This is a genomic window from Aeromonas sp. 95A (genome assembly GCF_051919235.1).
Lineage (GTDB): Bacteria > Pseudomonadota > Gammaproteobacteria > Enterobacterales > Aeromonadaceae > Aeromonas > Aeromonas veronii.
Window position 1 is genome coordinate 2,987,501 of the sequence record NZ_JBQBFC010000001.1, and the last position, 25,007, is coordinate 3,012,507.

The 25,007-nt window shown below is 56.7% G+C and carries 21 protein-coding genes and 2 rRNA genes (1 of these 23 cut by a window edge); 15 read left to right on the forward strand and 8 right to left on the reverse strand.

The genetic code is table 11. The features are described from left to right. From ACTG2U_RS13535 to tcdA, 3 genes are all read left to right on the forward strand, one after another. Positions 1-937, forward strand: a 23S ribosomal RNA gene (locus ACTG2U_RS13535); it begins 1,953 nt to the left of the window's first position. Between the two features lie 121 nt (positions 938-1,058). Then, positions 1,059-1,173 (forward strand): 5S ribosomal RNA (gene rrf, locus ACTG2U_RS13540). Between the two features lie 194 nt (positions 1,174-1,367). Next, positions 1,368-2,204: a tRNA cyclic N6-threonylcarbamoyladenosine(37) synthase TcdA gene (gene tcdA / locus ACTG2U_RS13545; RefSeq protein WP_429012124.1), complete on the forward strand. Its 837-nt coding sequence runs from the start codon at positions 1,368-1,370 to the stop codon at positions 2,202-2,204. A 21-nt stretch (positions 2,205-2,225) separates the two neighbouring features. Here tcdA and ACTG2U_RS13550 read toward each other — a convergent pair whose 3' ends face one another. After that, positions 2,226-2,660: a SufE family protein gene (locus tag ACTG2U_RS13550; RefSeq protein WP_429012125.1), complete on the reverse strand. Its 435-nt coding sequence runs from the start codon at positions 2,658-2,660 to the stop codon at positions 2,226-2,228. A gap of 13 nt (positions 2,661-2,673) precedes the next feature. Then, entirely contained in the window at positions 2,674-3,894 is a 1,221-nt protein-coding gene (locus ACTG2U_RS13555) for an aminotransferase class V-fold PLP-dependent enzyme (protein ID WP_439974602.1), read from the reverse strand. A gap of 181 nt (positions 3,895-4,075) precedes the next feature. On the opposite strand from ACTG2U_RS13555, the gene rep reads away from it, so the two are divergent. Further along, the gene (gene rep / locus ACTG2U_RS13560; RefSeq protein WP_019444985.1) at positions 4,076-6,088 is read left to right on the forward strand and encodes a DNA helicase Rep; all 2,013 of its coding nucleotides are present in this window, start codon (positions 4,076-4,078) and stop codon (positions 6,086-6,088) included. A gap of 2 nt (positions 6,089-6,090) precedes the next feature. On the opposite strand, the gene ACTG2U_RS13565 is transcribed toward rep, so the two are convergent. The 5 genes from ACTG2U_RS13565 to ACTG2U_RS13585 form a co-directional block, all read right to left on the reverse strand. Beyond that, a complete protein-coding gene (locus ACTG2U_RS13565; RefSeq protein WP_005355671.1) occupies positions 6,091-8,367 on the reverse strand; it encodes a putative bifunctional diguanylate cyclase/phosphodiesterase in 2,277 nt (758 codons plus the stop codon). Positions 8,368-8,451: 84 nt separating this feature from the next. Next, positions 8,452-8,907: a c-type cytochrome gene (locus ACTG2U_RS13570; RefSeq protein WP_041234042.1), complete on the reverse strand. Its 456-nt coding sequence runs from the start codon at positions 8,905-8,907 to the stop codon at positions 8,452-8,454. A gap of 197 nt (positions 8,908-9,104) precedes the next feature. Beyond that, positions 9,105-10,133 carry an L-threonine 3-dehydrogenase gene (gene tdh, locus ACTG2U_RS13575; protein WP_005340852.1) on the reverse strand — a complete coding sequence of 343 codons (1,029 nt, stop codon included), beginning with the start codon at positions 10,131-10,133 and terminating at the stop codon, positions 9,105-9,107. Between the two features lie 55 nt (positions 10,134-10,188). Next, the gene (locus ACTG2U_RS13580) at positions 10,189-11,379 is read right to left on the reverse strand and encodes a glycine C-acetyltransferase (RefSeq protein WP_224969219.1); all 1,191 of its coding nucleotides are present in this window, start codon (positions 11,377-11,379) and stop codon (positions 10,189-10,191) included. Positions 11,380-11,494: 115 nt separating this feature from the next. Next, a complete protein-coding gene (locus tag ACTG2U_RS13585; RefSeq protein ID WP_042054294.1) occupies positions 11,495-12,139 on the reverse strand; it encodes a TetR/AcrR family transcriptional regulator in 645 nt (214 codons plus the stop codon). A gap of 158 nt (positions 12,140-12,297) precedes the next feature. On the opposite strand from ACTG2U_RS13585, the gene rfaD reads away from it, so the two are divergent. From rfaD to ACTG2U_RS13610, 5 genes are all read left to right on the forward strand, one after another. Next, positions 12,298-13,254: an ADP-glyceromanno-heptose 6-epimerase gene (gene rfaD / locus ACTG2U_RS13590; RefSeq protein WP_005340846.1), complete on the forward strand. Its 957-nt coding sequence runs from the start codon at positions 12,298-12,300 to the stop codon at positions 13,252-13,254. 118 nt (positions 13,255-13,372) lie between these two features. Continuing rightward, the gene (locus tag ACTG2U_RS13595) at positions 13,373-15,133 is read left to right on the forward strand and encodes a polysaccharide deacetylase family protein (RefSeq protein ID WP_224969220.1); all 1,761 of its coding nucleotides are present in this window, start codon (positions 13,373-13,375) and stop codon (positions 15,131-15,133) included. Between the two features lie 3 nt (positions 15,134-15,136). Then, positions 15,137-16,381 carry an O-antigen ligase family protein gene (locus ACTG2U_RS13600; protein ID WP_224969221.1) on the forward strand — a complete coding sequence of 415 codons (1,245 nt, stop codon included), beginning with the start codon at positions 15,137-15,139 and terminating at the stop codon, positions 16,379-16,381. Positions 16,382-16,412: 31 nt separating this feature from the next. Next, positions 16,413-17,321, forward strand: a complete 909-nt coding sequence (locus ACTG2U_RS13605; protein ID WP_224969222.1) for a glycosyltransferase family 2 protein — start codon at positions 16,413-16,415, stop codon at positions 17,319-17,321. A gap of 246 nt (positions 17,322-17,567) precedes the next feature. Continuing rightward, positions 17,568-18,767 carry a 3-deoxy-D-manno-octulosonic acid transferase gene (locus tag ACTG2U_RS13610; RefSeq protein WP_224969223.1) on the forward strand — a complete coding sequence of 400 codons (1,200 nt, stop codon included), beginning with the start codon at positions 17,568-17,570 and terminating at the stop codon, positions 18,765-18,767. 43 nt (positions 18,768-18,810) lie between these two features. On the opposite strand, the gene ACTG2U_RS13615 is transcribed toward ACTG2U_RS13610, so the two are convergent. Next, the gene (locus tag ACTG2U_RS13615) at positions 18,811-19,350 is read right to left on the reverse strand and encodes a hypothetical protein (RefSeq protein ID WP_224969224.1); all 540 of its coding nucleotides are present in this window, start codon (positions 19,348-19,350) and stop codon (positions 18,811-18,813) included. A gap of 299 nt (positions 19,351-19,649) precedes the next feature. On the opposite strand from ACTG2U_RS13615, the gene ACTG2U_RS13620 reads away from it, so the two are divergent. The 6 genes from ACTG2U_RS13620 (at position 19,650) to ACTG2U_RS13645 (ending at position 24,950) form a co-directional block, all read left to right on the forward strand. Next, complete coding sequence (locus ACTG2U_RS13620; protein WP_439974604.1) at positions 19,650-20,366, forward strand: substrate-binding periplasmic protein; 717 nt, start codon at positions 19,650-19,652, stop codon at positions 20,364-20,366. A 60-nt stretch (positions 20,367-20,426) separates the two neighbouring features. After that, complete coding sequence (locus ACTG2U_RS13625; protein WP_005357044.1) at positions 20,427-21,248, forward strand: helix-turn-helix transcriptional regulator; 822 nt, start codon at positions 20,427-20,429, stop codon at positions 21,246-21,248. Between the two features lie 40 nt (positions 21,249-21,288). After that, positions 21,289-21,924, forward strand: coding sequence for a LysE family translocator (locus tag ACTG2U_RS13630; protein ID WP_439974605.1), 636 nt, complete (start codon positions 21,289-21,291; stop codon positions 21,922-21,924). A 57-nt stretch (positions 21,925-21,981) separates the two neighbouring features. Continuing rightward, on the forward strand, positions 21,982-23,112 hold the full coding sequence (locus tag ACTG2U_RS13635) for an ABC transporter substrate-binding protein (protein WP_439974606.1): 1,131 nt from the start codon (positions 21,982-21,984) through the stop codon (positions 23,110-23,112). 390 nt (positions 23,113-23,502) lie between these two features. Further along, positions 23,503-24,159 (forward strand): DUF3313 domain-containing protein, encoded by a 657-nt coding sequence (locus ACTG2U_RS13640; RefSeq protein WP_439974607.1) that lies wholly within the window; start codon positions 23,503-23,505, stop codon positions 24,157-24,159. A 278-nt stretch (positions 24,160-24,437) separates the two neighbouring features. Then, positions 24,438-24,950 carry a cupin domain-containing protein gene (locus tag ACTG2U_RS13645; protein ID WP_019445003.1) on the forward strand — a complete coding sequence of 171 codons (513 nt, stop codon included), beginning with the start codon at positions 24,438-24,440 and terminating at the stop codon, positions 24,948-24,950. The last annotated feature ends 57 nt before the right edge of the window (positions 24,951-25,007 follow it).

Below are 25,007 nucleotides of genomic sequence, written 5' to 3' on the forward strand. Positions count from 1 at the left end.
AATGGTGTAACCATGGCCATGCTGTCTCCACCCGAGACTCAGTGAAATCGAATTCGCCGTGAAGATGCGGTGTACCCGCGGCTAGACGGAAAGACCCCGTGAACCTTTACTACAGCTTGGCACTGAACATTGAACCTACATGTGTAGGATAGGTGGGAGGCTTTGAAGGCGTGACGCCAGTTGCGCTGGAGCCGTCCTTGAAATACCACCCTTGTATGTTTGATGTTCTAACGCAGGGCCCTGAATCGGGCTCGCGGACAGTGCCTGGTGGGTAGTTTGACTGGGGCGGTCTCCTCCCAAAGAGTAACGGAGGAGCACGAAGGTTGGCTAATCCTGGTCGGACATCAGGAGGTTAGTGCAATGGCATAAGCCAGCTTAACTGCGAGACGGACAGGTCGAGCAGGTACGAAAGTAGGTCATAGTGATCCGGTGGTTCTGAATGGAAGGGCCATCGCTCAACGGATAAAAGGTACTCCGGGGATAACAGGCTGATACCGCCCAAGAGTTCATATCGACGGCGGTGTTTGGCACCTCGATGTCGGCTCATCACATCCTGGGGCTGAAGTCGGTCCCAAGGGTATGGCTGTTCGCCATTTAAAGTGGTACGCGAGCTGGGTTCAGAACGTCGTGAGACAGTTCGGTCCCTATCTGCCGTGGGCGTTGGATGATTGAAGGGAGTTGCTCCTAGTACGAGAGGACCGGAGTGAACGAACCTCTGGTGTTCGGGTTGTCACGCCAGTGGCACTGCCCGGTAGCTAAGTTCGGAATCGATAACCGCTGAAAGCATCTAAGCGGGAAGCGAGCCCTGAGATGAGTCATCCCTGACCCCTTGAGGGTCCTAAAGGGCCGTTGGAGACCACAACGTTGATAGGTGGGGTGTGTAAGCGCGGCGACGTGTTGAGCTAACCCATACTAATTACCCGTGAGGCTTAACCATACAACACCCAAGAAGTGTTCTAAGGCTTGTAGCAAACCTAAGCGAACTACTAATTCAGTGATAGTGACAAGCCAAGCGCAACATCACTACTCACGTCAGCTTTCTCAGATTGAAGAATTTGCCTGGCGGCCATAGCGCCGTGGAACCACCTGAACCCATGCCGAACTCAGAAGTGAAACGCGGTAGCGCCGATGGTAGTGTGGCATTCGCCATGCGAGAGTAGGACACTGCCAGGCACTCAATACAAGAAACCCCGCTCATCGAGCGGGGTTTTTTATTGCCTACAATTCATAAAATCGTCTAATAACTGACCTTTTATTCTCTCTTCTCTGCCGTTTTCTCTGTTCTTCCTCCCCGATTTTCTCCGGTTATGCCATCGCCGCTGGCGGTGGTTGTCGCTATAATGGCCGCCCTCAAGCAAGGTGGTGGTATGAAAGCAGAATATCTACAGCGATTCGGGGGCATTGCCCGTCTTTATGGTCAGAGCGCACTGCGTTCCTTTAGCCAGGCCAAGGTCTGTGTGGTGGGGATCGGCGGCGTGGGCTCCTGGGCGGCGGAGGCGCTGGCCCGTGCCGGTATCAACCAGATCACCCTGATCGACATGGATGATATATGCATCACCAACACCAATCGCCAGATCCACGCTATGCAGGGGACGGTTGGTCGCCTCAAGACCGAGGTGATGGCCGAGCGCATTCGCTCCATCAATCCGGATTGTGACGTGATCGAGGTAGACGATTTCGTCACCGCCGATAACCTGGCCGAGCATATCAAGCGGGAGTTTGACTATGTGGTGGATGCTATCGACTCGGTCAAGGCCAAGGTGGCGCTGATAGCCTTCTGCAAGCGCAACAAGATCCCGGTGATCGTGGCCGGCGGTGCTGGCGGGCAGATGGACCCGACCCAGATCACCGTGGCCGATCTGGCCAAGACCATTCAGGACCCGTTGGCTGCCAAGGTGCGCTCCGACCTGCGTCGGCTGCACAACTTCAGCAAGAATCCGGCGCGCAAGTTCGGGGTGGAGTGTGTCTTCTCAACCGAGCAGTTGAGTTATCCGGATGGCAATGGCGGTACCTGTCAGGCCAAAGCGGCCAGCGATGGCACCATGAAGATGGATTGCGCTTCCGGCTTTGGTGCCGTGACGCCGGTGACGGCAACCTTTGGGCTGGTTGCCGCGTCCCGGGTATTGAAAAAGATTGCCGAGCGGGGCGCCCGCGCCGAGAAAGAGGCCGGGAATGAAGAAGCCGGGTCGATTGATGAAGCCTAATCGACCTCTGCATAGAGCGGGTTAGACAGCCTGCTTCCGGATCGCCAGCACGATCGCTCTGAGCCCGTTACCTCGTGACGGGCTCAAGTGTTTCTCAAGTCCCAGTTCGGTGAAATACCCTTCCATATCAAAAGCCTGGATCGCCGCAGACGATTGGTGGTTGAGTGCCGCCAGCACGATGACGATAAGGCCCCGCACGATGCGGGCATCGGAATCACAGGCAAAGTGCCAGCAGCCATCCTCGCTTTGTTCTCCCTTCAGCCAGGCCTGGCTTTCACACCCCTTGAGGCGGAACTCCTCCTGTTGCCATTCGGCGGGTAGCGCTGGCAGCTGCTTGCCGAGCTGGATGATGAGCCGGTACTGGTTCTCCCAGCCATGAGCGGCGGCAAACTGCTGGCGGATGGTGTCGGCGTTGGGCTCAAGGCCAATCTGGGTATAGCTTGCGAGGTCACTCATTCGGTTGTCTGCCTTAGAAGAAGTCACTGAGTTTGTGCAGGGCGGCCAGCAGGGCGTCGACATCGTCCCGATTGTTGTAGCAAGCCAGCGAGGCGCGCATGGTGCCACCGATCCCGAGCGACTCCATCAGCGGCATGGCGCAGTGATGGCCGACTCGCAGGGCGATCCCCTGCATGTCGAGCAGGGTAGCAGCATCTTGCGGGTGGATGTCGTCGAGCAAGAAAGAGACAGCACCGGCGCGTTGGCCGGGCTCGCCGACCAGACGCAACCCCGGCACCTGTTGCAGGCCAGCGACCAGATAGTCGGTCAGTACTTGCTCATGCTTGGCGAGCCATTGCCGGTCTTGCTCCATCACAAAGTCGATGGCGGCGGCGAGGCCGATAGCGCCAGCGATATGGGGGGTGCCCGCCTCGAATTTGAAGGGCAGGGTATTGAAGGTGGTGCCGCTGAAACTGACCCGATCGATCATCTCGCCACCGGCTTGCCAGGGCGGCATCTGTTCCAACAGCTCGGTGCGGCCCCATAACACGCCGATGCCGGTCGGGCCATAGAGTTTATGACCGGAGAAGGCGTAGAAGTCGCAACCGATGGCTTGCACATCCACCTCGAGATGAGCCACCGCCTGGGCGCCGTCGATCAGCGTCACGGCGCCAACCGTTTTGGCGGCCTCTACTATCCGGGTGACCGGATTGACGGTGCCGAGGGCATTGGAAACATGGGCCACGCTCACCAATCGGGTACGTGGCCCCAGCATGGCGTGATAGGCGGCCAGATCGAGATCGCCCCGCTCATTGAGGGGGATCACCCGGATCACCGCGCCGGTACGCTGGGCGACCAGTTGCCACGGGACGATATTGGCGTGGTGCTCCAGGGTGCTGAGGATGATCTCGTCCCCCGCTTTGAGCTCGCTCATCCCCCAGCTCTGGGCCACCAGATTGATCGCCTCCGTGGTGCCGCGGGTCCAGATCACCTCTTGGCTGCGGGGTGTATTGATAAAGCGGGCGACCGTCTCGCGGGCAGCCTCAAAGGCGCGGGTAGCGCGGCCACTCAGAGCATGGGCGGCACGGTGCACATTGGCGTTGTCGGCCCGATAGTAGTGAGCGATGGCATCCAGTACCGCGCGCGGCTTCTGGGTGGTGGCGGCGTTGTCCAGATAGACCAGAGGGTGGCCGTTTACCTCCTGCGCCAAGGCCGGAAACTGGCTGCGTAGTTGGTCGTGCTGTTGCTGATTCATGCTCCCCTCATCATCCGGAAAAAGTCATCATCTCGAAAGGTCGGTCATGATCCTGAAAATAGCGCCCGAACACAAGGCGCGATAAGCCCGATGGGCGGTTGCCTGCCGTGCAGCAGGTACGGCTCATCGAGAGATTTCTGGTACAATGCCGCCCCTCATCATAAGCCAAGAGATCCGGCCCATGAAGCTCAACCCCAATCAGAACGAAGCGGTCAAGTATGTTTCCGGCCCTTGCCTGGTGCTGGCGGGTGCCGGATCGGGCAAGACCCGCGTCATCACCAACAAGATTGCCTATCTGGTGCAGCAGTGCGGCTACAGTGCGCGCAACATAGCAGCGGTCACCTTTACCAACAAGGCGGCGCGGGAGATGAAGGAGCGGGTCGGCCAGACTTTGGGCCGCAAGGAGGCGCGGGGGCTGATGGTCTCCACCTTCCATACCCTGGGGCTCGATATCATTCGTCGTGAGCACAAGAGCTTGAATCTCAAGGCGAACTTCTCCCTGTTCGATGACACCGACCAGCTGGCGCTGCTGAAAGAATTGACTGAAGACGAGCTCGACAACGACAAGGACAAGCTCTCGGCCCTTATCAGCCAAATCTCCAACTGGAAGAACGACCTTATCCTGCCCGCCCGCGCCATGCGTATTGCTCGCGGGCCGGACGAGGTGTTGATGGCCCAGCTCTATGAGCGTTATCACCGCCAGATGGTGGCCTATAACGCGCTGGATTTTGACGACCTCATCGTGATGCCGACCCTGCTGCTCAAGAGCAATCAGGAGGTGCGCGAGCGCTGGCAGAACAAGATCCGCTATCTGCTGGTCGATGAGTACCAAGACACCAACACCAGCCAGTACGAGCTGGTGAAGCAGATCGTCGGCGAGCGGGCCCGTTTTACCGTGGTAGGGGATGATGACCAGTCCATCTACTCCTGGCGCGGTGCCAAGCCGCAGAACCTGGTGCTGCTGAGCGAGGATTTCCCCAGCCTCAAGCTGATCAAGCTGGAGCAGAACTATCGCTCCAAGCGGCGGATCCTTAAGTGCGCCAACATCCTGATCGCCAACAACCCGCACGTCTATGACAAGGCGCTCTTCTCCGAATTGGATGAGGGGGTGAAGCTCAAGGTGCTGTTCGCCAAGAACGAGGAGCACGAAGCGGAGCGGATCGCTGCCGAGATGATGGGCCACAAGTTTATGAACCGCACCCGGTTCAAGGATTACGCCATCCTCTATCGGGGCAACCATCAGTCGCGCATCTTCGAGAAGGCGCTGATGACCAACCGGATTCCTTATCGTATCTCCGGCGGTACCTCGTTTTTCTCCCGCACCGAGATCAAGGACATCATGGCCTACCTCAAGCTGCTGGTGAATCCGGATGAGGACACCGCCTTCCTGAGGGTGGTCAACCTGCCGCGCCGCGAGATTGGCCCCACCACCCTCGAAAAACTGGGTCAGTATGCCAACCAGCGCGGCAAGAGTCTGTTTGCCGCCAGCTTCGAGCTGGGGCTGGAGCAGCACCTATCCGGCCGTGGCCTCACTGCATTACAGGCCTTCACCAACTGGCTGGTACGCCTTGGCGATCAGGCGCTGCGTGGCAATCCGGTGGAGGCGGTGCGGGACATGATCAAGGAGATCCACTACGAAGAGTGGCTCTACGAGACCTCCCCCAGCCCGAAAGCGGCCGAAATGCGGATGCAGAACGTCTCCACCCTCTATCGCTGGATCACCGAGATGCTGGAAGGGGATGAGCTGGAGGAGTCGATGACGCTGGCTCAGGTGGTCACTCGCCTCACCCTGCGTGACATGATGGAGCGCAACGAGGGGGAGGACGACGCCGATCAGGTGCAGTTGATGACGTTGCATGCCTCCAAGGGGTTGGAGTTCCCCTATGTCTATATGGTGGGGATGGAGGAGGGCTTGCTGCCCCACCAGACCAGCATCGACGAGGACAATGTGGAGGAGGAGCGGCGTCTCGCCTACGTGGGGATCACACGGGCTCAGACCGAACTGACCTTTACCCTCTGCAAGGAGCGGCGTCAGTTTGGCGAGTCGGTACGGCCAGAGCCGAGCCGCTTCCTGCTGGAGCTGCCGCAGGATGATCTTGAATGGGAAAACCAGAAGAAGGTGACTGCCGAGGAGCGCCAGCAGAAGGGGCAGGTCGGTGTTGCCAACCTGCGGGCGTTGTTCAAGAAGGATTAACTCTAAGGATTGGCTGGGGTCAGTAGCGGTACTATATCTGCTCCCGGCATGGGCGGAGAGATATAGCGCCCTTGCCCCATCCGGCAGCCGATATCAATCAGCTTCTGCAATTGCTGCTGGTTCTCGATCCCCTCGACTACCAGGGTGTAATCGAGATCCTGACAGATATCCCGCATGGCGCGGATCAGCGCCAAATCTTTGGGCGATTGCAGCATCCGCTGGGTAAAGCTGTCATCCACCTTGATGTAATCCACCGGGAAGTGGAACAGGGCGTTGAGAGAGGAGAAGCCAGTACCAAAATCATCGAGGCTGATCTGGATACCCTTGGCCCTCAGGTCATGCAGGGATGCCAGTGCATCGGAATCTTGTCGCGACAGCTCCCGCTCGTTGAATTCAAAAATCAGATAGCCGGGGGCGACCCCTTCCTCTTCGATAATTCCCATCAGCCGCATGATGTGGTCATGGTTGACCAGATGCTTGCCCGACAGATTGATGGCGACCTTGAACTTGCCCTGCCCGGAGATTGGCAGCCAGTTCTTCAGCTGTTGGCAGGTGTGACGCAGGATCTGGTAATCCAGCTCCAGTATCAGACCGCACTGCTCTGCCAGCGGAATAAAGTCGAACGCATCCTTCAGAATCCCCTCCTCGGTCAGCCAGCGCGCCATCACCTCCAGTCCGGTCAGGCGGCTATCCTGCAGCCGGATCACCGGCTGGAAGTAGGGGACGATACGCCCCTCCCGCAGGGCTCTGGCCAGCATCTCTTCCGGCGAATTCCAGTTCTGGTTGATGCAATCATCCGAGTAGCTGACGATGCGACTGCGACCATTGCGCTTGGCCTGATACATGGCCAGATCGGCCTGATGGAGCAGCTGGCTGATATCTGAGGTTTGCTCGGAGACGCTCGATACCCCAAGGCTGACGGTAATGCTCAACTCGTTGCCGAGTAGCCGGAACGGGTAGGAGAGACGGCTGATAATGCGGTTGAGCACCGGGCTGATGTCATCGTCGCTCTTGCTGCTGTCCAGATAGATGACAAATTCGTCGCCCCCCAGTCTGGCCACCAGATCGTTTTGCCGGATGCAGGTCTGCAGGCGGCGGCTCACCTCCTTGAGCAGCTGATCGCCAGCGCTGTGGCCCAGGGTGTCATTGATCTGTTTGAAGTGATCCACATCGATGAATATCACCGCAAATCCCGGCGATTTGTAGCGGTTGTAGTGGGTCATGGCATGGTTGAGGTGGTTCATCAACAGCGCGCGGTTGGGCAGCTGGGTCAGCGGGTCGTGAAGCGCATCGAATTGCAGCCGCCGTTCCAGCTCCTGATGCTGCTTGAGCTGCTTTTGCAGCCTGAGGTTGGTCTGACGCAGCTGTTGCAGCCGCTGGTTGATGGAGTCTTCGGTATTGATGTCGTTGAGCTGCTGGCGGATCCGTCTCAGCTCCAGCAGCAGGGTGAGCTGACCACGCAGGAAGTCGAGAAACAGCTTGTCGTCGGTCTCCAGCGGTTGAGCCGTGCTGATGATGAAGTGGGCGAAGTACTGTTGTTGCAGCCGCAGCGGCATGCTGTGCCAGTAGCGTGACTCCCTGCTCACCTCGATATTGCTGGTGCTGTGGCACAAGCCGCTGATGAACTCGTCTCCCTGATGGGGATGGGCAGGGTAGATCTTTTCCAGCTTCTGACTGGTTAACCTGACCAGCAGCATGTCCTCAATGGTGAGCATCTGGCGCAGTACCGCTTCCAGCTGGGAGAAGAGCGCCTGAGCCGGCAGGGTATTGGCGAGCCGCATGATGCGGCTGATGCTCTCGATTTTCTTTTTCCAGTTCGGGTCTTTGCGAATCAGCGGCGAAGGGAGCTCGGTGAGATGGGAGCCCGCCTGGGTTTCGGTCAGCCGTTTGGCCAGACACTCCAGCAGCAGGCGCAGGGTCGGCAGGTCGGCGGGGGTGCCGCGCGCCAGCAACCACTGTATCTGGCCATGCTCGATGGGGAAGACGCACCACCCTTCGGCCTCATCCAGCTGGGTGAGCTGATCGGTGATGCGGGACTGCTCCCGACCCAGCTGTTGCTTGAAGATGTCGCTGACCTTGTAGGCGTAAAGCCAGTTCAGACCGGTATCGGAGAGGCCCAGCATGCCGAAATGTTGCAGCGGGCAGAGTTGGTCAATCTGCTGGATCAGGGCATCGTAATCGTCAGATGTGGCGGTTTGTGGCGCCGGGAAGTCCATAATGGCAGAGACCAACGCCAACAGAGGAGTTGAGTAGTGGGGTTCGATGGATTGGGCCGACATGTGCAACTCCCGATATGTCTACCTTACAAGAGTAGTCGGAAGCCGATAGATTGAAAGGGCCGCAATTGCGGCCCTTTCAAATACTTACAGCTTGTCGATCATGTAGTGGATGGCGTTTTCAATCTCTTCATCACTACAGTTCGCACAGGTGCCGCGCGGAGGCATCATGCCGGACTTGCCGGTAAAGCCTTCAATGGCATGTTTCTTGAGAGTATCAATGCCCTGGGCGATGCGAGGATCCCAGGCTGCCTTGTCACCCCGTTTGGGGGCACCGGCGGCGCCGGTGTCGTGACAGGCAAAGCAGGCGCCCTTGTATACCGTTTCGCCATCGCGGGGACCGGAAGAGGCGGCCGCCGTCGGTGCAGCACTCGCGCCGGCAATACCTTCCAGATCCTTGGCGGTATAGACCTGACCGATTGGTTTGATCCGCTCGGCAATGGCTTCCGGTGACATCTCATCGGCAGCAAGCACTGCCCCAGACAAGCTGGCGGCCGTCATCCCGACAGCCAGCAAATAGCTCAGTTTTTTCAACACGCTCATATACTCCCAGCAGTCTTTTATTATCCATGTAAACGACGGGATTATAACCGAATAGTTACAGCCATTTAAACGCTTGTGTGTGAAGTGTTAAACACTCTGCGTACAAAGTTTTGGCAGATATCACGGCAATTTGGGTGGTGGAGATAAAAAGAAACCCGGCATTCGCCGGGTTTCGAGTAACCAAGGGGTGAAATGGGTTATTTGTCCCAGCTCAGGATCACCTTGCCGGAGTGGCCGGAGCGCATCGCATCGAACCCCTGCTGGAATTCGTCGATGTGGAATCTGTGTGTGATGATGGGGGAGAGATCCAGCCCGGACTGGATCAGGCTGGCCATTTTGTACCAGGTCTCGAACATCTCGCGGCCATAGATCCCTTTGATAAACAGCCCCTTGAAGATCACCTTGTTCCAGTCGATGGCCATGGTGGAGGGGGGGATACCGAGCATGGCGATCTTGCCGCCGTGGTTCATCTTGTCGAGCATCTCCTGGAAGGCGCTCGGGACGCCGGACATCTCCAGCCCCACGTCGAACCCTTCGGTCATGCCGAGCTCGCTCATCACGTCGGCCAGCTTCTCCTTGGCCACGTTGACTGCGCGGGTGGCGCCCATCTTGCGGGCCAGTTCCAGCCGGTATTCGTTGACGTCGGTGATCACTACGTGGCGCGCACCCACATGGCGGCAGACTGCGGCGGCCATGATGCCGATGGGGCCTGCTCCGGTGATGAGTACATCTTCACCCACCAGATCGAAGGAGAGGGCGGTGTGCACCGCATTGCCGAACGGGTCGAAGATGGCGGCCAGCTCGTCCGGGATGTTGTCCGGCAGCTTGAAGGCGTTGAATGCGGGGATCACCAGATATTCGGCAAAGGCGCCCGGGCGGTTGACACCAACGCCGATGGTGTTGCGGCAGAGGTGAGTGCGTCCGGCGCGGCAGTTACGGCAGTGACCGCAGGTGATATGCCCTTCACCGGAGACCCGATCGCCGATGGCGAAGCCGCGCACCTCCTGACCGATGGCGACCACTTCCCCGACATATTCGTGGCCGACCACCATGGGTACCGGAATGGTCTTCTGGGACCACTCGTCCCAGTTGTAAATGTGGATATCGGTGCCGCAGATGGCGGTTTTGCGGATCTTGATCAGCAGGTCGTTGTGGCCGAGCTCGGGGGCCGGCACATCCGTCATCCAGATGCCGACCTCTTTGTGCAGTTTGGAGAGTGCTTTCATGGCTGTTCCTTCAATATGAATGCTAAAAAAAGGGGCTGCAGCCCCTTGATTCAAATCAGATAACGCCGAGTTCACGGCCGATGCGGATAAAGGCGTCGATCGCCTTGTCCAGCTGCTCGCGGGTGTGGGCGGCAGACATCTGGGTGCGAATACGCGCCTGACCCTTGGGCACGACCGGGAAGGAGAAGCCCACCACATAGATGCCGGCTGCCAGCATGCGGCTCGCCATTTCGGAGGCTAGCTTGGCATCCCCCAGCATCACCGGAATGATGGCGTGGTCGGCGCCAGCCAGAGTGAAGCCAGCGTCGCTCATCCGCTCGCGGAAGTAACGGCTGTTCTCTTTCAGACGTGCGCGCAGGTCGTGACCTTCCGCCAGCATGTCGATCACCTTGATGGTGGCAGAGACTATGGAGGGGGCCAGCGAGTTGGAGAAGAGGTACGGGCGGGAGCGCTGACGCAGCCAGTCGATCACCTCTTTCTTGCCGGAGGTATAGCCACCGGACGCGCCGCCGAGCGCCTTGCCCAGGGTGCCGGTGATGATGTCGACCCGATCCATCACGCCGCAATATTCGTGGGTGCCACGACCATTTTCACCGATAAAGCCGACGGCGTGGGAGTCATCCACCATCACCAGCGCATCGTATTTGTCTGCCAGATCGCAGATGGATTTGAGGTCAGCGATGACCCCATCCATGGAGAAGACACCGTCGGTGGCGATCAGCTTGAAGCGGGCGCCATCGGCGTCAGCCTGTTTGAGCTGGGCTTCCAGTTCGGCCATGTCGTTGTTGGCGTAGCGATAACGCTTGGCCTTACACAGTCGCACGCCGTCGATGATGGAAGCGTGGTTGAGGGCATCGGAGATGATGGCATCTTCGGCGCCGAACAGGGTTTCAAAAAGACCGCCATTGGCATCGAAACAGGAGGAGTAGAGGATGGTATCTTCGGTGCCGAGGAAGGCAGACATCTTCTGCTCCAGCGCTTTGTGCTGATCCTGGGTGCCACAGATGAAGCGCACCGAGGCCATGCCGAAGCCGTGGCTGTCGAGCCCCTGATGGGCGGCAGCGATCAGATCCGGGTGGTTGGCCAGCCCCAGATAGTTGTTGGCACAGAAGTTCAGTACCTGCTCACCGCCGACGGCGATGCTGGCCTGTTGGGCGGAGGTGATGATGCGCTCCTGCTTGTACAACCCTTCAGCTTGCACCTGGTTCAGTTGCTCGGTCAGGTGACGATAGAATCCGTTAGACATCCTCGATCCTTATTGGCTATTTCAGCTGCGTATCAACAGAGGGCGACATTTTACTGCAATCTGTTGCGGTAAATTCAAATGATTGTGCTGATATTCAACAAATGTGAAACAGATCTCACCCAGCTGGTTGGGCCAGCTGACGGTAGTGAAGTTCCAGCTGCTGGATCTGTCCGGCTACCTGGGGTTGCACATAGGGGCGCAGCAGGAACAGCACCTTTAATACGCCCTGATAGAGCAGCGGTTTGGTGATGCGGGTGTTGGGGGCCTGGGCAATCTGGAAGGGGATCCAGCAGGTCACCACCATCTTGATGGTCTGGCCCAGATCCGGCAGGTCTTCATCGCTGACATCTATGATGCCCCCTTCGCGCAGGCTTCTGAGCAGGGCGACCACGGAGGAGCGCATCTGCTCCTGGGCCTTGAGGTACTTCTGTTGCAGCGGTTCGTCACGGCTCAGGATGTCTGGCAGGTTGGCGTAGAAGAAGCGGAACTGCCACATCAGATAGAAGATGGCATCGAGATAACCCATCAAATCCTGCAGGGTGATTTCACGGTTGCGGGTCGGCACGAAGCTCTCGCTCAGGTGACGGGCATACTGGTCGAAGATGGAGTGGATGATGTCTTCTTTATTGCGGAAGTGGTAGTAGAGGTTGCCCGGGCTGATACCCATGTGCGCCGCAATGTGGTTGGTGGTGATGTTGCGTTCACCCTGATCGTTGAACAGCTCGGTCGCGCTGTGAATGATCCTGTCTCTGGTTTTCATCACTCATTCCTCCAACAGGTTCCGAACGGGGCAGTTTTGAACAAGGTCGAATCCCCGGGCGGCCCGTGATAAACTTTTCGGCAATTTCAAATTGGCTCACTATACACAGCTTTAACAAGCAGTCACATGTAGCCATCAACGTACGAGAGGCAAACTCCATGATCGTAGTAACTGGCGGTGCTGGCTTTATCGGCAGCAATCTGGTCAAGCAGCTGAACGCTCAAGGACGGACCGATATCGTGGTCATTGATGACCTGACCGACGGCACCAAGTTCGTCAACCTGGTCGATCTGACCATCGCTGACTACATGGACAAAGACGAGTTTCAGGCTCGCATCGTCTCCGGCGACGAGTTTGAAGAGTGGGACAACGGCATCGAGGTGATCTTCCACGAAGGCGCCTGCTCTGCCACCACCGAGTGGAACGGCAAGTTCATCATGGAGGTCAACTACGAGTACTCCAAGGATCTGTTCCACTACTGCATCGAGCGTGAAATCCCGTTCATTTACGCCTCTTCTGCCGCGACCTATGGTGGCCGCAACGACAACTTCATCGAAGATCCCAAGTTCGAACAGCCGCTCAACGTCTACGGTTACTCCAAGCAGCTGTTTGACCAGTACGTGCGCCGCTGGATGCCGGAGATCAACTCTCAGGTCGTTGGCCTCAAGTACTTCAACGTCTACGGCCCGCGCGAGCAGCACAAAGGCTCCATGGCTTCCGTCGCCTTCCACCTCAATACCCAGGTGAAGAAGGGCGAGAATCCCAAGCTGTTCGAAGGTTGCGATGGCTTCCCGAACGGTGGTCAGATGCGTGACTTCATCTATATCGACGACGTCTGCAAGGTAAACCTGTGGTTCTGGCAGAATCCGCAACACTCCGGCATCTTCAACTGCGGTACCGGCCGTGCCGAGCCGTTTCAGAACGTGGCCGAAGCGGTGATCAAGCATCATCAGAAGGGAGCCATTGAGTACATTCCCTTCCCGGATCACCTCAAGGGCCGCTACCAGAGCTTCACCCAGGCTGATATGACCAAGCTGCGCAGCGTGGGTTATGACGCCGAGTTCAAAACCGTTGCCGAAGGGGTAGCGGATTACATGGCCTGGCTCAACCGCTAACAGGTGAGCACAACGCGGCAGTTTGAGCGCAAAACCGGAAGTGGGCACTCGCCTGCTTCCGGTTTCTGGTCTCTGTGGCTGCTTGCCGTTCCTCTCTTCTCTACCGGGTAACCGCGTGATGAATATATTGATGGCACTCTCCCAGCTCGAGGTAACGGGAGCTGAGGTCTATGCCACCACGGTCGGTAACGAACTGACCCGGCGTGGTCACAACGTCTTTTATGTGTCAGATACCCTGACCAAGCCGACGCTTGGCCCCGTCTTCAAGCTGAGATTCAACAAGCGCAGCATTCTGCGCCGCTTCTGGCATGTCTTCTACCTCATCTATCTCATCAAGAAGCACCATATCCAGTTGGTGCATGCTCACTCCCGCGCCTCCGGCTGGAGCAGTTATGTGGCCTGCAAGCTGACTGGCACCCCGATGATCACCACGGTTCATGGTCGCCAGCCGGTGCATGCTTCGCGCAAAGCCTTCCATGCTCTTGGGTTTAGGGCTGTTGCCGTTTGTGAGGATATTGCCCATCAGATTGTCGACAATCTGGGGGTCGATCCTGCGATCGTGCAGGTGCTGCGCAATGGTATCGAAACCGACAAATTCCAGCCTGTGCCAGCTCCTGAGAATCCCAAGCCGGTGATCGCCATCATAGGTCGCCTAAGTGGCCCCAAAGGGGAGCTCTGTTACCGCCTGCTCGATGAAGTGCTTGATCTTGATGCCTGTCGGGTGCGGATTGTCAGCGGTACCAAGGTGCCGGAGCGCTTTGCCCGTTTCGAAGGCCGTGCCGAGTTTGTTGGTTATGTCGATGATGTGCCTGCTCTGCTGGCGGGTAGCGATCTGGTGATCGGCGCCGGTCGGGTAGCGATGGAAGCGCTGCTTTGCGGTCGGCCCGCCTTTGCCATCGGTGAGGCCAAGGCCATCGGTCTGGTGACGGAACAGAATCTGGATGAGGCGTTTGCCAGCAACTTCGGTGATATTGGTCCCAAGGATCTGGCTATCGATTTTGCTGGGTTGAAGGGAGAGGTTGAATCTGCGCTTGCGAACAAGGTGGTGCCGGAAGCCATTCGCCAACGCATTCAGGATGAGTATGGCTTGCAGGGTGTGGTATCCGGGCTGGAATCCATCTACCAGGATGCCTTAGTCGAAACCCTGCGCCGCGAGATGCCGGTCATCATGTACCACCGCTTTATCGAGCAGGATAGCGAGAAAGGGGTGCACGGCACCTGGATGCCAATCGCCATGTTCGAAAAGCACCTACGCCTGATGAAGTGGCTCGGCTACGAGACCCTGACTTTCCGCGATTTGGCGGACAATGGCTTTATCCACCGTCTGCAATACGGCAAGAAGTACCTGATGATCACTGCCGATGACGGCTATCAGGACAACCTGACCCGCATGCTGCCACTGCTGGAAAAATATGGTTACAAAGCCGTGGTGTACGTGGTTACCGGCGAAGGTTATAACCGTTGGGATGTGGAGCATCCGACCAATCCGGACACCAAGGTTTCATTGATGAGTGGTGAGCAGATCAAGGCGCTGGCCGCTAGCGGTCATGTGGAGATTGGGGGTCATACCCTGACTCACCCCCGCTTGAGCAAGCTCACACCCGAACAACAAGCCCATGAAATTCAGGAGAATAAACGCCAACTGGAGGCCCTGCTTGGTCATCCGTTGCTCTCGTTCGCCTACCCTTACGGAGATATGAACGAGAGTGCCAAGGAACAGGCTATCACCGCTGGGTATCGTTTTGCCGTCGCTACCAATAGCGGCCCCAAAGCGATGCACCAGGACCCTTTCCAGATCCGCCGGATCGCCATCTTCCCCCGCACTGATGTATTCGGGCTGTGGCGCAAAATTCGCGGTAATTATGTATTCAGGAAGTAATGAATGGCCATCTGCTCACCACTGATCATGCCTTTTCGCAGCCATCTGACTCATAACTTAGTACAAACATCAGCATTTTTGTTTGGTGCTCTTTGCTTAGCTATTCCTAGTGGTTATTCATATGGTCCAGTTTTATTATCAATAATGAGCCTGTTTGTTTTTTGGCGAGCTGATTATTGGTTAGCCATGTCACGAGAGGCGAAGATCCTTTTCTGGATATTTATTTTTTATTTTATGGTTCAGGCCATATCGATTTCCTTGGATAATGGTGCACTCAAAGAACTAGACAGACCCAGTAGAGCCTTAATGGCGGCCATTATTTTACCATTATTATCCAAACATCGAGTACACCTCGTTTCCATCATATCCGGATTCGCTTTGGGTGCTGTCATATCCGGTTTCATTGCAATATATGACAAGATATATATTGGCATGGAGCGTGCATTTGGTGATGGAATGCCTATTCAATCAGGAAATATAAGTATGACACTCGGTCTGTTTTGTCTGTGTGCATATTTTTGGCATAGAGAAAATAATGAGTACGTTTTTTCTAAAATTATGCTTGCGGCATGTCTGATGGGGATGTTGGGGAGTTTTCTCTCTGGCACTAGAGGAGGCTGGGTGTTGCTTCCGGTCATTATCACCACAATAGTTATGCATTATCAAAGATCAGGTCGTCGTTATTTGTTATGGGTATTTACATGCATTGTTATTGGTGGTTTTGGTATTGTTTCAACTCCTCAGACTGGAGTGTTAGACAGAATTAAAACAGCAAAAAGTGATATAGTTCAGTTCATTGATGGTGAGAATCTGGATACATCTTTAGGTATTAGATTTCAATTGTGGTCAAGTGCTTGGGATGCTTTTCAAAAAAAACCAATATTTGGCTGGGGTAATAATGGTATTCGGCAGATACACAAGCAACAGTTAGCGCAGGGTAAAATTTCTGAGTTTATATATAACTTCAACTATCATGCTCACAATCAGTTTTTGGATGAGATGGCGAAACGTGGCATAATTGGATTGTTTGCACTTTGTTTAGTATATTTTTATCCAATATCAGTTTTTTATAAGTATAAAAAAAGTTTATCGATGAATTATATTTTAATGGCTGTGGCATCGCTAACACTCATAGATTACAGTCTTTCCCAAGCATTTATTAGCCATAATTCTGGGATTGTATTTTTCTTTGTATGTTTTTCATTATTAATTACTTCACTAAATGAAGCACATAGAGAAGAAGTGTGACAAGCTGGAATGTCTTTTACTTGGGGGAGATATGATTTCAATAGTTTTATTGAACTACAACTCATCAATATACACTATTAAATGTATTGAGAGCCTGTTGCAAAGTGATTATCAAGATTTTGAAATTATTGTTGTCGATAATAGTTCATTATCTGCAGATGTTGAACTGTTGGCAGCAGGCTTAAATAAAATAAATTGCAGTCATATTCGGCTCATAAAGAATAAAATAAATCATGGTTTCGCTATGGGGAATGTTATTGGCGCAAATAATGCTGTTGGTGACTATATTTTATTTTTAAATAATGATACAACAGTAGAAAAAAACGCTCTGAAAGAGTTGATTTCCTACATGGAAAAAAATAATCAAGTGTCTCTTTCGATTCCTTCTATTTATGAAGTTGATGGTAGACGAACGGCATCATTTGCTTATCTACCAGGAATAATAAATTCTATTTTTGGTGATAAAGTATATTGTGCTTTTAAAGGGCGTAGATTTCCTGATCGTAAGAAAGAGTACTGTGAGCCTATTTATGTCGAGATGGGCTCTGGGGCTGCAATGTGTTTTAGAAAAAGTGATTACTTTAAAGTCGGCGGCTTCGATAGCAACTATTTCTTATATTGTGAAGAAGAGGATATTTGTTTGAGGTTGCAGCGTGAGAATATGAAGGTGAGTTATGTACCATCTTCTAAAATAGTGCATCTTGGTGGTGGAAGTACGACAAGAAATATTAATATAGAAAAAGAGTTTTACATATCGTTATTCTATTTTTTAAGCAAAAACTATTCCTGGCTTAGCGCATCAGTCATTAAGTTTAAATTTATTTTAAAAGAACTGATACGTTGTGTCAGGTTCAGGGGCCGCTGGAGAGTACTTTTTTTTATGATCTGCTCGGCAAAGCTGGGGAATTCTATGAGGCATCACCAGAGGAACGTATGTTAATGTGGTAACTAGGTTGGTAAATGGCATGGCAAGATAGCTGTGTTAGTATTATAGACATGGAAAACTTGGTGGGTTATATATCCATATTAAGTGGTTTTAATAAGCGTGTTGGAGATGTCCGTGTTAAAAAATAATTATAATTCAAAATCAAGTCACGGAGTTTTATGGGGGGGGGTGTTATTATTAGGTCTATTTTGTAGCGCATTGTTCTTATGCCACCAACTCCTCACCGGCGATCAGACCCAGATGCTCTACAAGGGTTACCTTGGGGCTTATGAGGGGGTCTGGCTCAGCTATGGCAATGCGGCGAGTGCGGTGGGCAATGTGCCGGGGAGCTTGTCGGCTTGGCTGATCGGCGGGCCGCTGCTGCTGTGGGATTCTCCCTATGCCCCCATGGTGTTGCTACTGGCGATGCGGTTGGTCGGATTCCTGCTGTTTGATGCAGTGATCCGTCAGGTGTTTGATGACAGGGTGCGTCTGCTGTTTCTGGTGCTCTGCTGGCTCAACCCCTGGTTCCAGTACGAGAGTCTGCTCTACAACCCCTCCTATCTGTTCCTCTTCTCGGCCATGCACTGCTGGTCGGCTTGGCATATGCGCGAGCGGGCCTCCTTCTGGCACATGATCGTCCACCTGCTGGCTATCGGCATGGCGATGCAACTGCACTACTCCTGGCCGCTGCTGGCGGTAATGTCCACCTATCTGTTCTGGCGCCGTATTCTCAAGGTGAGCTGGAGCGGGGTTGTGGTGGCAACCCTGCTGATCGGTGCTTCCCTGATCCCTTACGCCATGGAAGTGATGAGCAACAGCCATATTACCCAGAACGTCGATCCCGAGGCGCGTCAGCGCTATATCGGCTGGGGTCTGGTGCATGTCTATCCGGTGTTGAAATCAGTGCTCTACTGGCTGCGCTACGGCTCCTGGCTGTTTGCCAGCAAGCTGGTCAACGACACCCAGTTCATCTGGCTGGCTGGGCACGAATACCTGCAGATGGCGGCAGTCTGGCTGTGGCGGGTGGTGATCTACGGGGTAGGCTCGGCGACCGTGCTGCTGGCGGCCAAGGCCAACTGGCAGCTGTGGCGCGAACTCAAGCCGCGTCTGTTGCGTAGCGACCGCGCGCCAGTGGATGGTGAAAGCTGGCTCGGTCTCTATACGCTGGCGGCGGTGCTGGCGGTGCTGGTGAGTGCGGCGCTCTCGCCCATCATCTTCAACTACTGGCACCTGATGCTGATCTTCCCCTACGCCCTGTTCCCGATCCTGCTGTTACTGGTGCGCTGGAGCCGCCGTTATCCGCAGTGGGTTGGCAAGGGGCTGCTGGCAGCCACCCTGTTCTGCACCGCGGTGAACCTGATCGCGGCGTGCGACAGCACCAAGTTCTCCTATCAGGCGGACTACAAAACCCAGGTGCTGGAGTATCTGCAAGAGATGAAGCTGCAACCCAAGCAGTGAGTCATCCACGGCCAGCTCCCCGATCTCGGTGGGCTGGCTGTCACTATTCGAAACGGTCCATATGGGCGAAGTTTTTGGCTTCGGCAACCCAACCCTCACGCCCCTGCTTGTCCCGGATTTTTACCCACCACAGGTTCTGCGGTGACCGGCCGTATCTGATCTCTTTGCGCGCATAGTCATAATCGAGGATGTAGGTTTTGCCCTTGTACCAGAACAGGCTGTTGCCTTCGCCCAGTCCGCCGAGGATATAAAGCGTTTCCCCTGCCTTCATATTCAACAGTGGCCCTTTTCCCTCCTTGCTATAGCCCAGCTTGACCGACCTGAGTATCTCGACGATCCCCGGTTGTTCGGTAATGACGACCCCGGTTAGTCCTTCCACCTGCTGGCCGCGGGGTAGCCGGAACAGCTCTTTGGCCGTCAGGGATGGCTCGGCTCTGACGATCACCTCTTGCTTGGTGGTCCAAGTCTGATAGGTGCAACCTTCAAACGGGCAGCGACCCCAGTCGTAATAGGGCAGGCGCGGCTTTTCATCAGAATTTACGGTCGCAGCAAACAACGACAACAACAGCAAAAACAGTCTCATGAATCTACCTGTCCGGCGGGGCGCTCATCCGCCGGTTTGATGAATGGGGCCGCACTATATCTCAAGAGACCAAAATCCATCAAAGCCGCGGAAGTATTGATTTTCACCGCAATAAAACGGGGGCCCATTGGTCATGGGAGTAGGGGGCACAAGAGGTCGAAGCGCGGCGGGAGCGGATAGCCCGCCCCTTTGCCTTGTGCCATGCTGATGGCTATCAGGGCATCGGGTCGGCACCTATGGGCATCTCTCGTTCGGCTATGCGTTTGTTATTACTGCTATCGGCACTTCTTCTCCCTCTTATGACCATCAGCCAGGCCGTGGCGATCAACGCGCCCCTGCGGGGATGCGTCTTTCAGCTGGCGCCGCTGGTCACCATCGATCAGCAGGGCGAGGTCTCCGGGCCGGTGATCGACTACTTTCGCCGTCATATCGAACCCGTAATCGGACGCACCATCGAGTGGCAGGGGCTCAATGTGGCGCGGCTGCTCAGCAACCTCGAGAGCGGCGAGTGCGATCTGACCCCGCTGCTGAGTTACAGTCCCGAGCGTGCTCGTCACTTCCGCTATATAGACCCCCACCTGTTGCTGCTGCGGCCGGTGTTGGTGGTACTGGTGCCATCGCGGCTTCACTCGGTCGAACGGCAAGAAGATCTCTACGGCACCACCATCGGCTGGTCGAGTCAGGCGATCGTGCCGCTGCTGTTGCAGCATCCGCAGATCCACATCGACACCCTCTCCCAGCTCAGCTGGGAGCATGGCAACATGCAGAAGTTGCTGCGCAGGCGGATTGATGCCGCGCTCTTCTCCAACGATATTTCCGCCAACCATTTTCGCGCCAAACTTCCTGCGGCGACCCGCCTCATCTACCTGCCGGTCACCCCGCTGCAGGTGCATATTGTGCTGAACAAGTCGTTGGGGGATGGCAATCCCGAACTGGTGCAACATATACGTCAGATGGTGGAGCGGGTGCCGCTCGCCTCGCTGGTAGAACCAACCCCTCGGCTGTGGGGGCGTTGAGAGGGGCTTGCGTGCAATAATCTACAAGTCCAAGGCCCGCTTCTGGTGTATCTATAAGCCATGAATACCACCGATTCCCTCATCCGCTACTGGCAATCCCCGCACCTGCCGGGGGTCGAGCTGTCACACTCCCACCACAGGGCGTTCAGCTACGGCCGCCATGTCCATCTCGACTACCATATCGGGCTGGTGCAGCGGGGTGGCCAGAAGTTTATCCATAAGGGAAACAGCCACCATCTGGTGCGCGGGGTGCTCTCTACCGTCAACCCGGATGAGGTGCACGACGGCCTCAGCCTGCTGCCGGAAGGGTACGAGGTGCGGGTCTTCGCCATCGATCCGCAGCAGCTGGCGCTCTGGCTGCCGGAGCAGCCGGAACCCTTCTTCGACAAGGGATTGCAGAGCCGCCCCGACCTCTATCAGGGCTTTGCCCAGCTGCACGGCTATCTCGACAACCCCAAGGCCGATGGCCTGCTGATCGAGAGCCAGCTGCTTGCCCTGCTGGGGGAGCTGCTGCATCTGGCCCCCGAGGTACACCAGTTGGCGGATCCCCAATTGCGATTCCTGCGCGACTACCTGATGGCCGCCCTCGACGAGCCCCACTCGCTGGAAGAGCTGGCGGGGCTGCTCGGGCTCGACCGTTTCGCCTTCCTGCGCCAGTTCAAGAAGCGCAGCGGCATGACTCCCTACGCCTGGCTGAAACGGCTGCGGCTGGAGCAGGGCAAACGGCTGCTGGCGAGCGGGATGGCGGTGAGCGAGGTGGCGTTGGCGGTCGGCTTCTTCGATCAGAGTCACTTCCACCACGGCTTTCGCCAGGCATTCGGTCTGACGCCCGCCGAATTTCGTGCCCAGATGCAATCTTTTACAAGCCGCGCCCCCCGCTGATCCGCCATGCTGGCTCTCCGTCGTTAAAGCGAGAGTTGTTATGCTGACCAGTCTGTTCGTTACCCTCGGCCTGATGCACCTCATTGCACTGGCCAGCCCCGGCCCCGATTTCGCCCTGATCCTGCGCACCAGTCTGCACCGGCCGACCGCCCTTGGCGCGGCGCTGGGCATCTCGCTGGCGATCATGGTGCACGCCACCCTGAGCCTGACCGGGATCAGCATGCTGATCGCCAGCCACCCGCTGCTGTTTATGGTGATCAAGTGCTGCGGCGCCCTCTATCTGGGCTGGTTGGGGTGGGGCGCCTTGATGGCGGCTCGGCAGCAGAGCAGTACCGTGATGGCCAACGCCGCCAACGAGCTGCATGGTTGGGGCAGGGGCGTGCGCACGGGCCTTGCCACCAATCTGCTCAACCCCAAGGCGCTGGTGTTCTTTATCGGTCTGCTGGCCGCCATGGTGACACCAGAGGTGGACGGGATGACCCGCAGCCTGCTGGTGGGCGAGCTCTTCATCATCTCCCTCTGCTGGTTCGGGCTGCTGGCGTGGAGCCTCTCCACCGATCGCGCCCAGCGCCTGCTGCTGCGGGTGCAGCGGCCGCTCAATCTGGTGACCGGCGTGCTGTTTGCGGTGGTCAGCCTCTCCATTCTGGCGAGCATGGGCGCCGAGCTGATGGTCTGACGCGTCGGCGCATGGGCCTATACTCCAACAAGGTTTACCTGTCAGGAGTGCCCGGCCATGCGTCTACTGCCTCTTTGCTGGTTGTTGGGGATGACCCCGGCGCTGGCGGCCCCGGTTCAGCTCAGATTGCTGGAGTGGGGCTATCTGCCTGCGGGTTATGAACAACAGTTTGCCGACTACGCCAAAGCCCATGGGGTGGAGGCGACGGTCAGCCGGATCGAGCCGCTGCTGACCGATTTCGACAGCGTCTACCGCGCCCTGCGCACCCGCAGCGCCGATGTGGTGTTGCCGACCAGCTATTTCTACAAGGCCCATCACCAGCCGCTGTTCAAGCTGCTGCTCCCCATCGATTTCAGTCGCCTGCAGCACTACGCCGAGGTGAAGCCCGCACTCAAGAACACCGAGTATGACAAGCAGGGGGAGCGCAACTACTCGGTGCCCTTCTCCTACGCCATGTTCAGCCTCGCCTATGACAGCAAGCAGGTGCCGCAAGCGCCGACCAGTTGGCAGGTGCTCGCCAACAGCTCGCCGCCAGGCCAGTTTGCCGAGTTCTGCGACCAGTTCGAGCCGCTGCTCTTTTCGGTGCTGCTCTCGCTGGGCAAGTCGCCCGCCCTGTTTGCCAGCGGCGAGATGCTGGCCGACAAGACCTTGCAGCAAGAGGTGGAGCAGCAGCTCTCGCAGCGGCTGCGAGCCAGTCGCGGCTTCTGGTTCAATCAGGCCAACCGCTGTGAGGATCTGCGCCAGCAGACCTTTGCCACCACCTGGGGGCTGGAGCTGGTGGAGTGCAACAAGCAGAACGATCAGCAGTGGCGGATCGCCATGGTGCAGGAGGGGGCCATCTATGCCCTCGATGCGATCTCCATCGCCCGCCATGTCGGGGATGATCCCGCACGGCTCAAGGCCGCCTACCTGCTGGTGGATTTTCTGCTGAGCGCGCCGCTGCAACGCCAGATGCTGGTGGGCACGCCCACCATCTCGGCCAGCAATATGGCCTCCCGGCCGCCCCTCAGCCCGCAGGAGCAGGCGGTGCTGCCGGATCGCCCGCTGCCGGAGTTTGACGAGCGGCTGCTGGTGCCCGCGTTGCCCGCCCATATCAAGAATCGCTACAAACGGATGGTGCAGCAGGCGATCGTCGCCAGCGGCAAAGAGGGGCTGGTCAAGCAATGCCCCTGGGATCTCGATAACTGATGAATGAGCCTGCCGCTTGTCCGGCGGCAGGCAAGTTTGCGCAAGATGGCTGATGATCGGTCATCGCCCGTTCCAGAGCATTCCCCCGTTCAACTCACGCTGCTCGCTGGCCCCCATCGTTTGAAAAAACCGAGCGCTTACCGCAACCCCATTTAGCCGGATTAAACAACCGAACCCTCGCCAGATTGCCGTTCATACCCTGGCTGACCCTGTACAAAAGTGCCTCAATTGTGACAACTTGGATGTGAGCTGAACAATCCTGAACTGTCCCTTGTGGGAAGGTGATGAATAGGTTATTTGTCTGTGACATTGGCGGCATCCGGCACGGGTTCTCCAGCCATGTGGTGCGAAATCCACAGCAAAAACAAACAGTAAAATGCAGGAGCAAATATGAAAAAGGTCGTGATGGTTGCCGTGGCTGCGGCCCTTCTGGGTGGTTGCGCCGTCAAGAATCAGGTATCCCACAGCTTGCAGGCGATCCCGCTGACTGCCTTCCAGCAGAGCGAGAGCAACCCCAATCAGCGCGTCTACAAGGAGCCGGGCGTTGACCTGCGGCAATACAATGAGGTGCTGCTCGATCCGCTGCAGTTTATCCGGCAGGAGAACGGTCAGTGGTATCTGCTGACCGCCAATGAACAGAACCAGATCGGCCGCTACTACCACGACAAGTTCCAGAGCGAGCTGATCAAGCAGGGCGTCAAGATTGCCACCACCCCCGGCCCGAAAGTCATGCGGATCCAGGCCGCCGTCACCAACTTCGACCTGACCCGCCCCGACCCTAAGCTGCGTGACCTGCTGCCGGCCAAGATCGCCATCAACGTCACCCGCGAAGTGATCGGCAAGGAGCCCTACCTGCTCAAGGTGGGCAGCATGGCCCAGTTGCTCGACTCCCAGAGCGGCAAGCTGCTGGTGCGGGTGATGGATGCCCGCGAGAGTCCGGATACCACCCACAAGGATGAGCCCATCACCGCCGGGGAGATGGAGAAGATGATCGACCAGTGGGCGGCCAGCCGCGCCAAACAGCTGGCGGACAATCTTGGGAAATAAGAGCGGGAAATAAGAGCGGAATGTCAGCCTCAGAAAACGGGTGCAGACAGATCGAGAGAGGGAGCCAGTGGCTCCCTCTTTTTGTCTCTATTTTTGCCCGCGCAACTGCCGGTCGCATGGCTGCGCAGCCCTTGCAGGATGGGAATTGACCCGCAGCCGAGTCCGTCTTTTCACCATCTGCTGCGAAGTGGGCTGACCGATTTCTGCTTTTCTCGCCCGCATTCTGGCAGTTAGGATGACCCTTCTCGTGACTGCATCCTCATGGAAAAGGAACCGCTATGAATCGCCACCCCTGCATCAAACACTGGAGCGAGCTGCAAGAGCAGACGCCGCGCTACTACTCCGGCAGTCAGGAGCCCTTGTCGCGCGGCTGCGCCCTCGGCAAACACTTCGGCTTTAGCCGCATCGGCATTCACCACGAGATTGTCGAGCCCGGCCACCGCACCAGCTGGCCCCATGCCGAGAAGACTGAAGACGAGTTTGTCCACGTGCTGGAAGGGACGCCGGATGTCTGGCTCGATGGCGTGCTCTATCGGCTGCAACCGGGCGACTCGGTCGGCTTCAAGGCCGGTGATGGGCTGGCCCACGCCTTTATCAACAACACCGAAGAGACTGTCCGGCTGCTTTGCATTGGCGATACCGATCGGGAGGACAACCGCATCCACTACGCCGTGCACCCCGAGCGCAATATCACCCTCGGCAAGCTGCACTGGGATGATGTGCCCGAGCGCGAATTGGGTGATCACGACGGCCTGCCTGACAAACTTCGCGAGAGCAACGGCCCCTTCTAGGGCGCTTGCCCTTCTGCGCACCAGCCCTGCACCACCCGACATAAAAAAGCCTGCCGC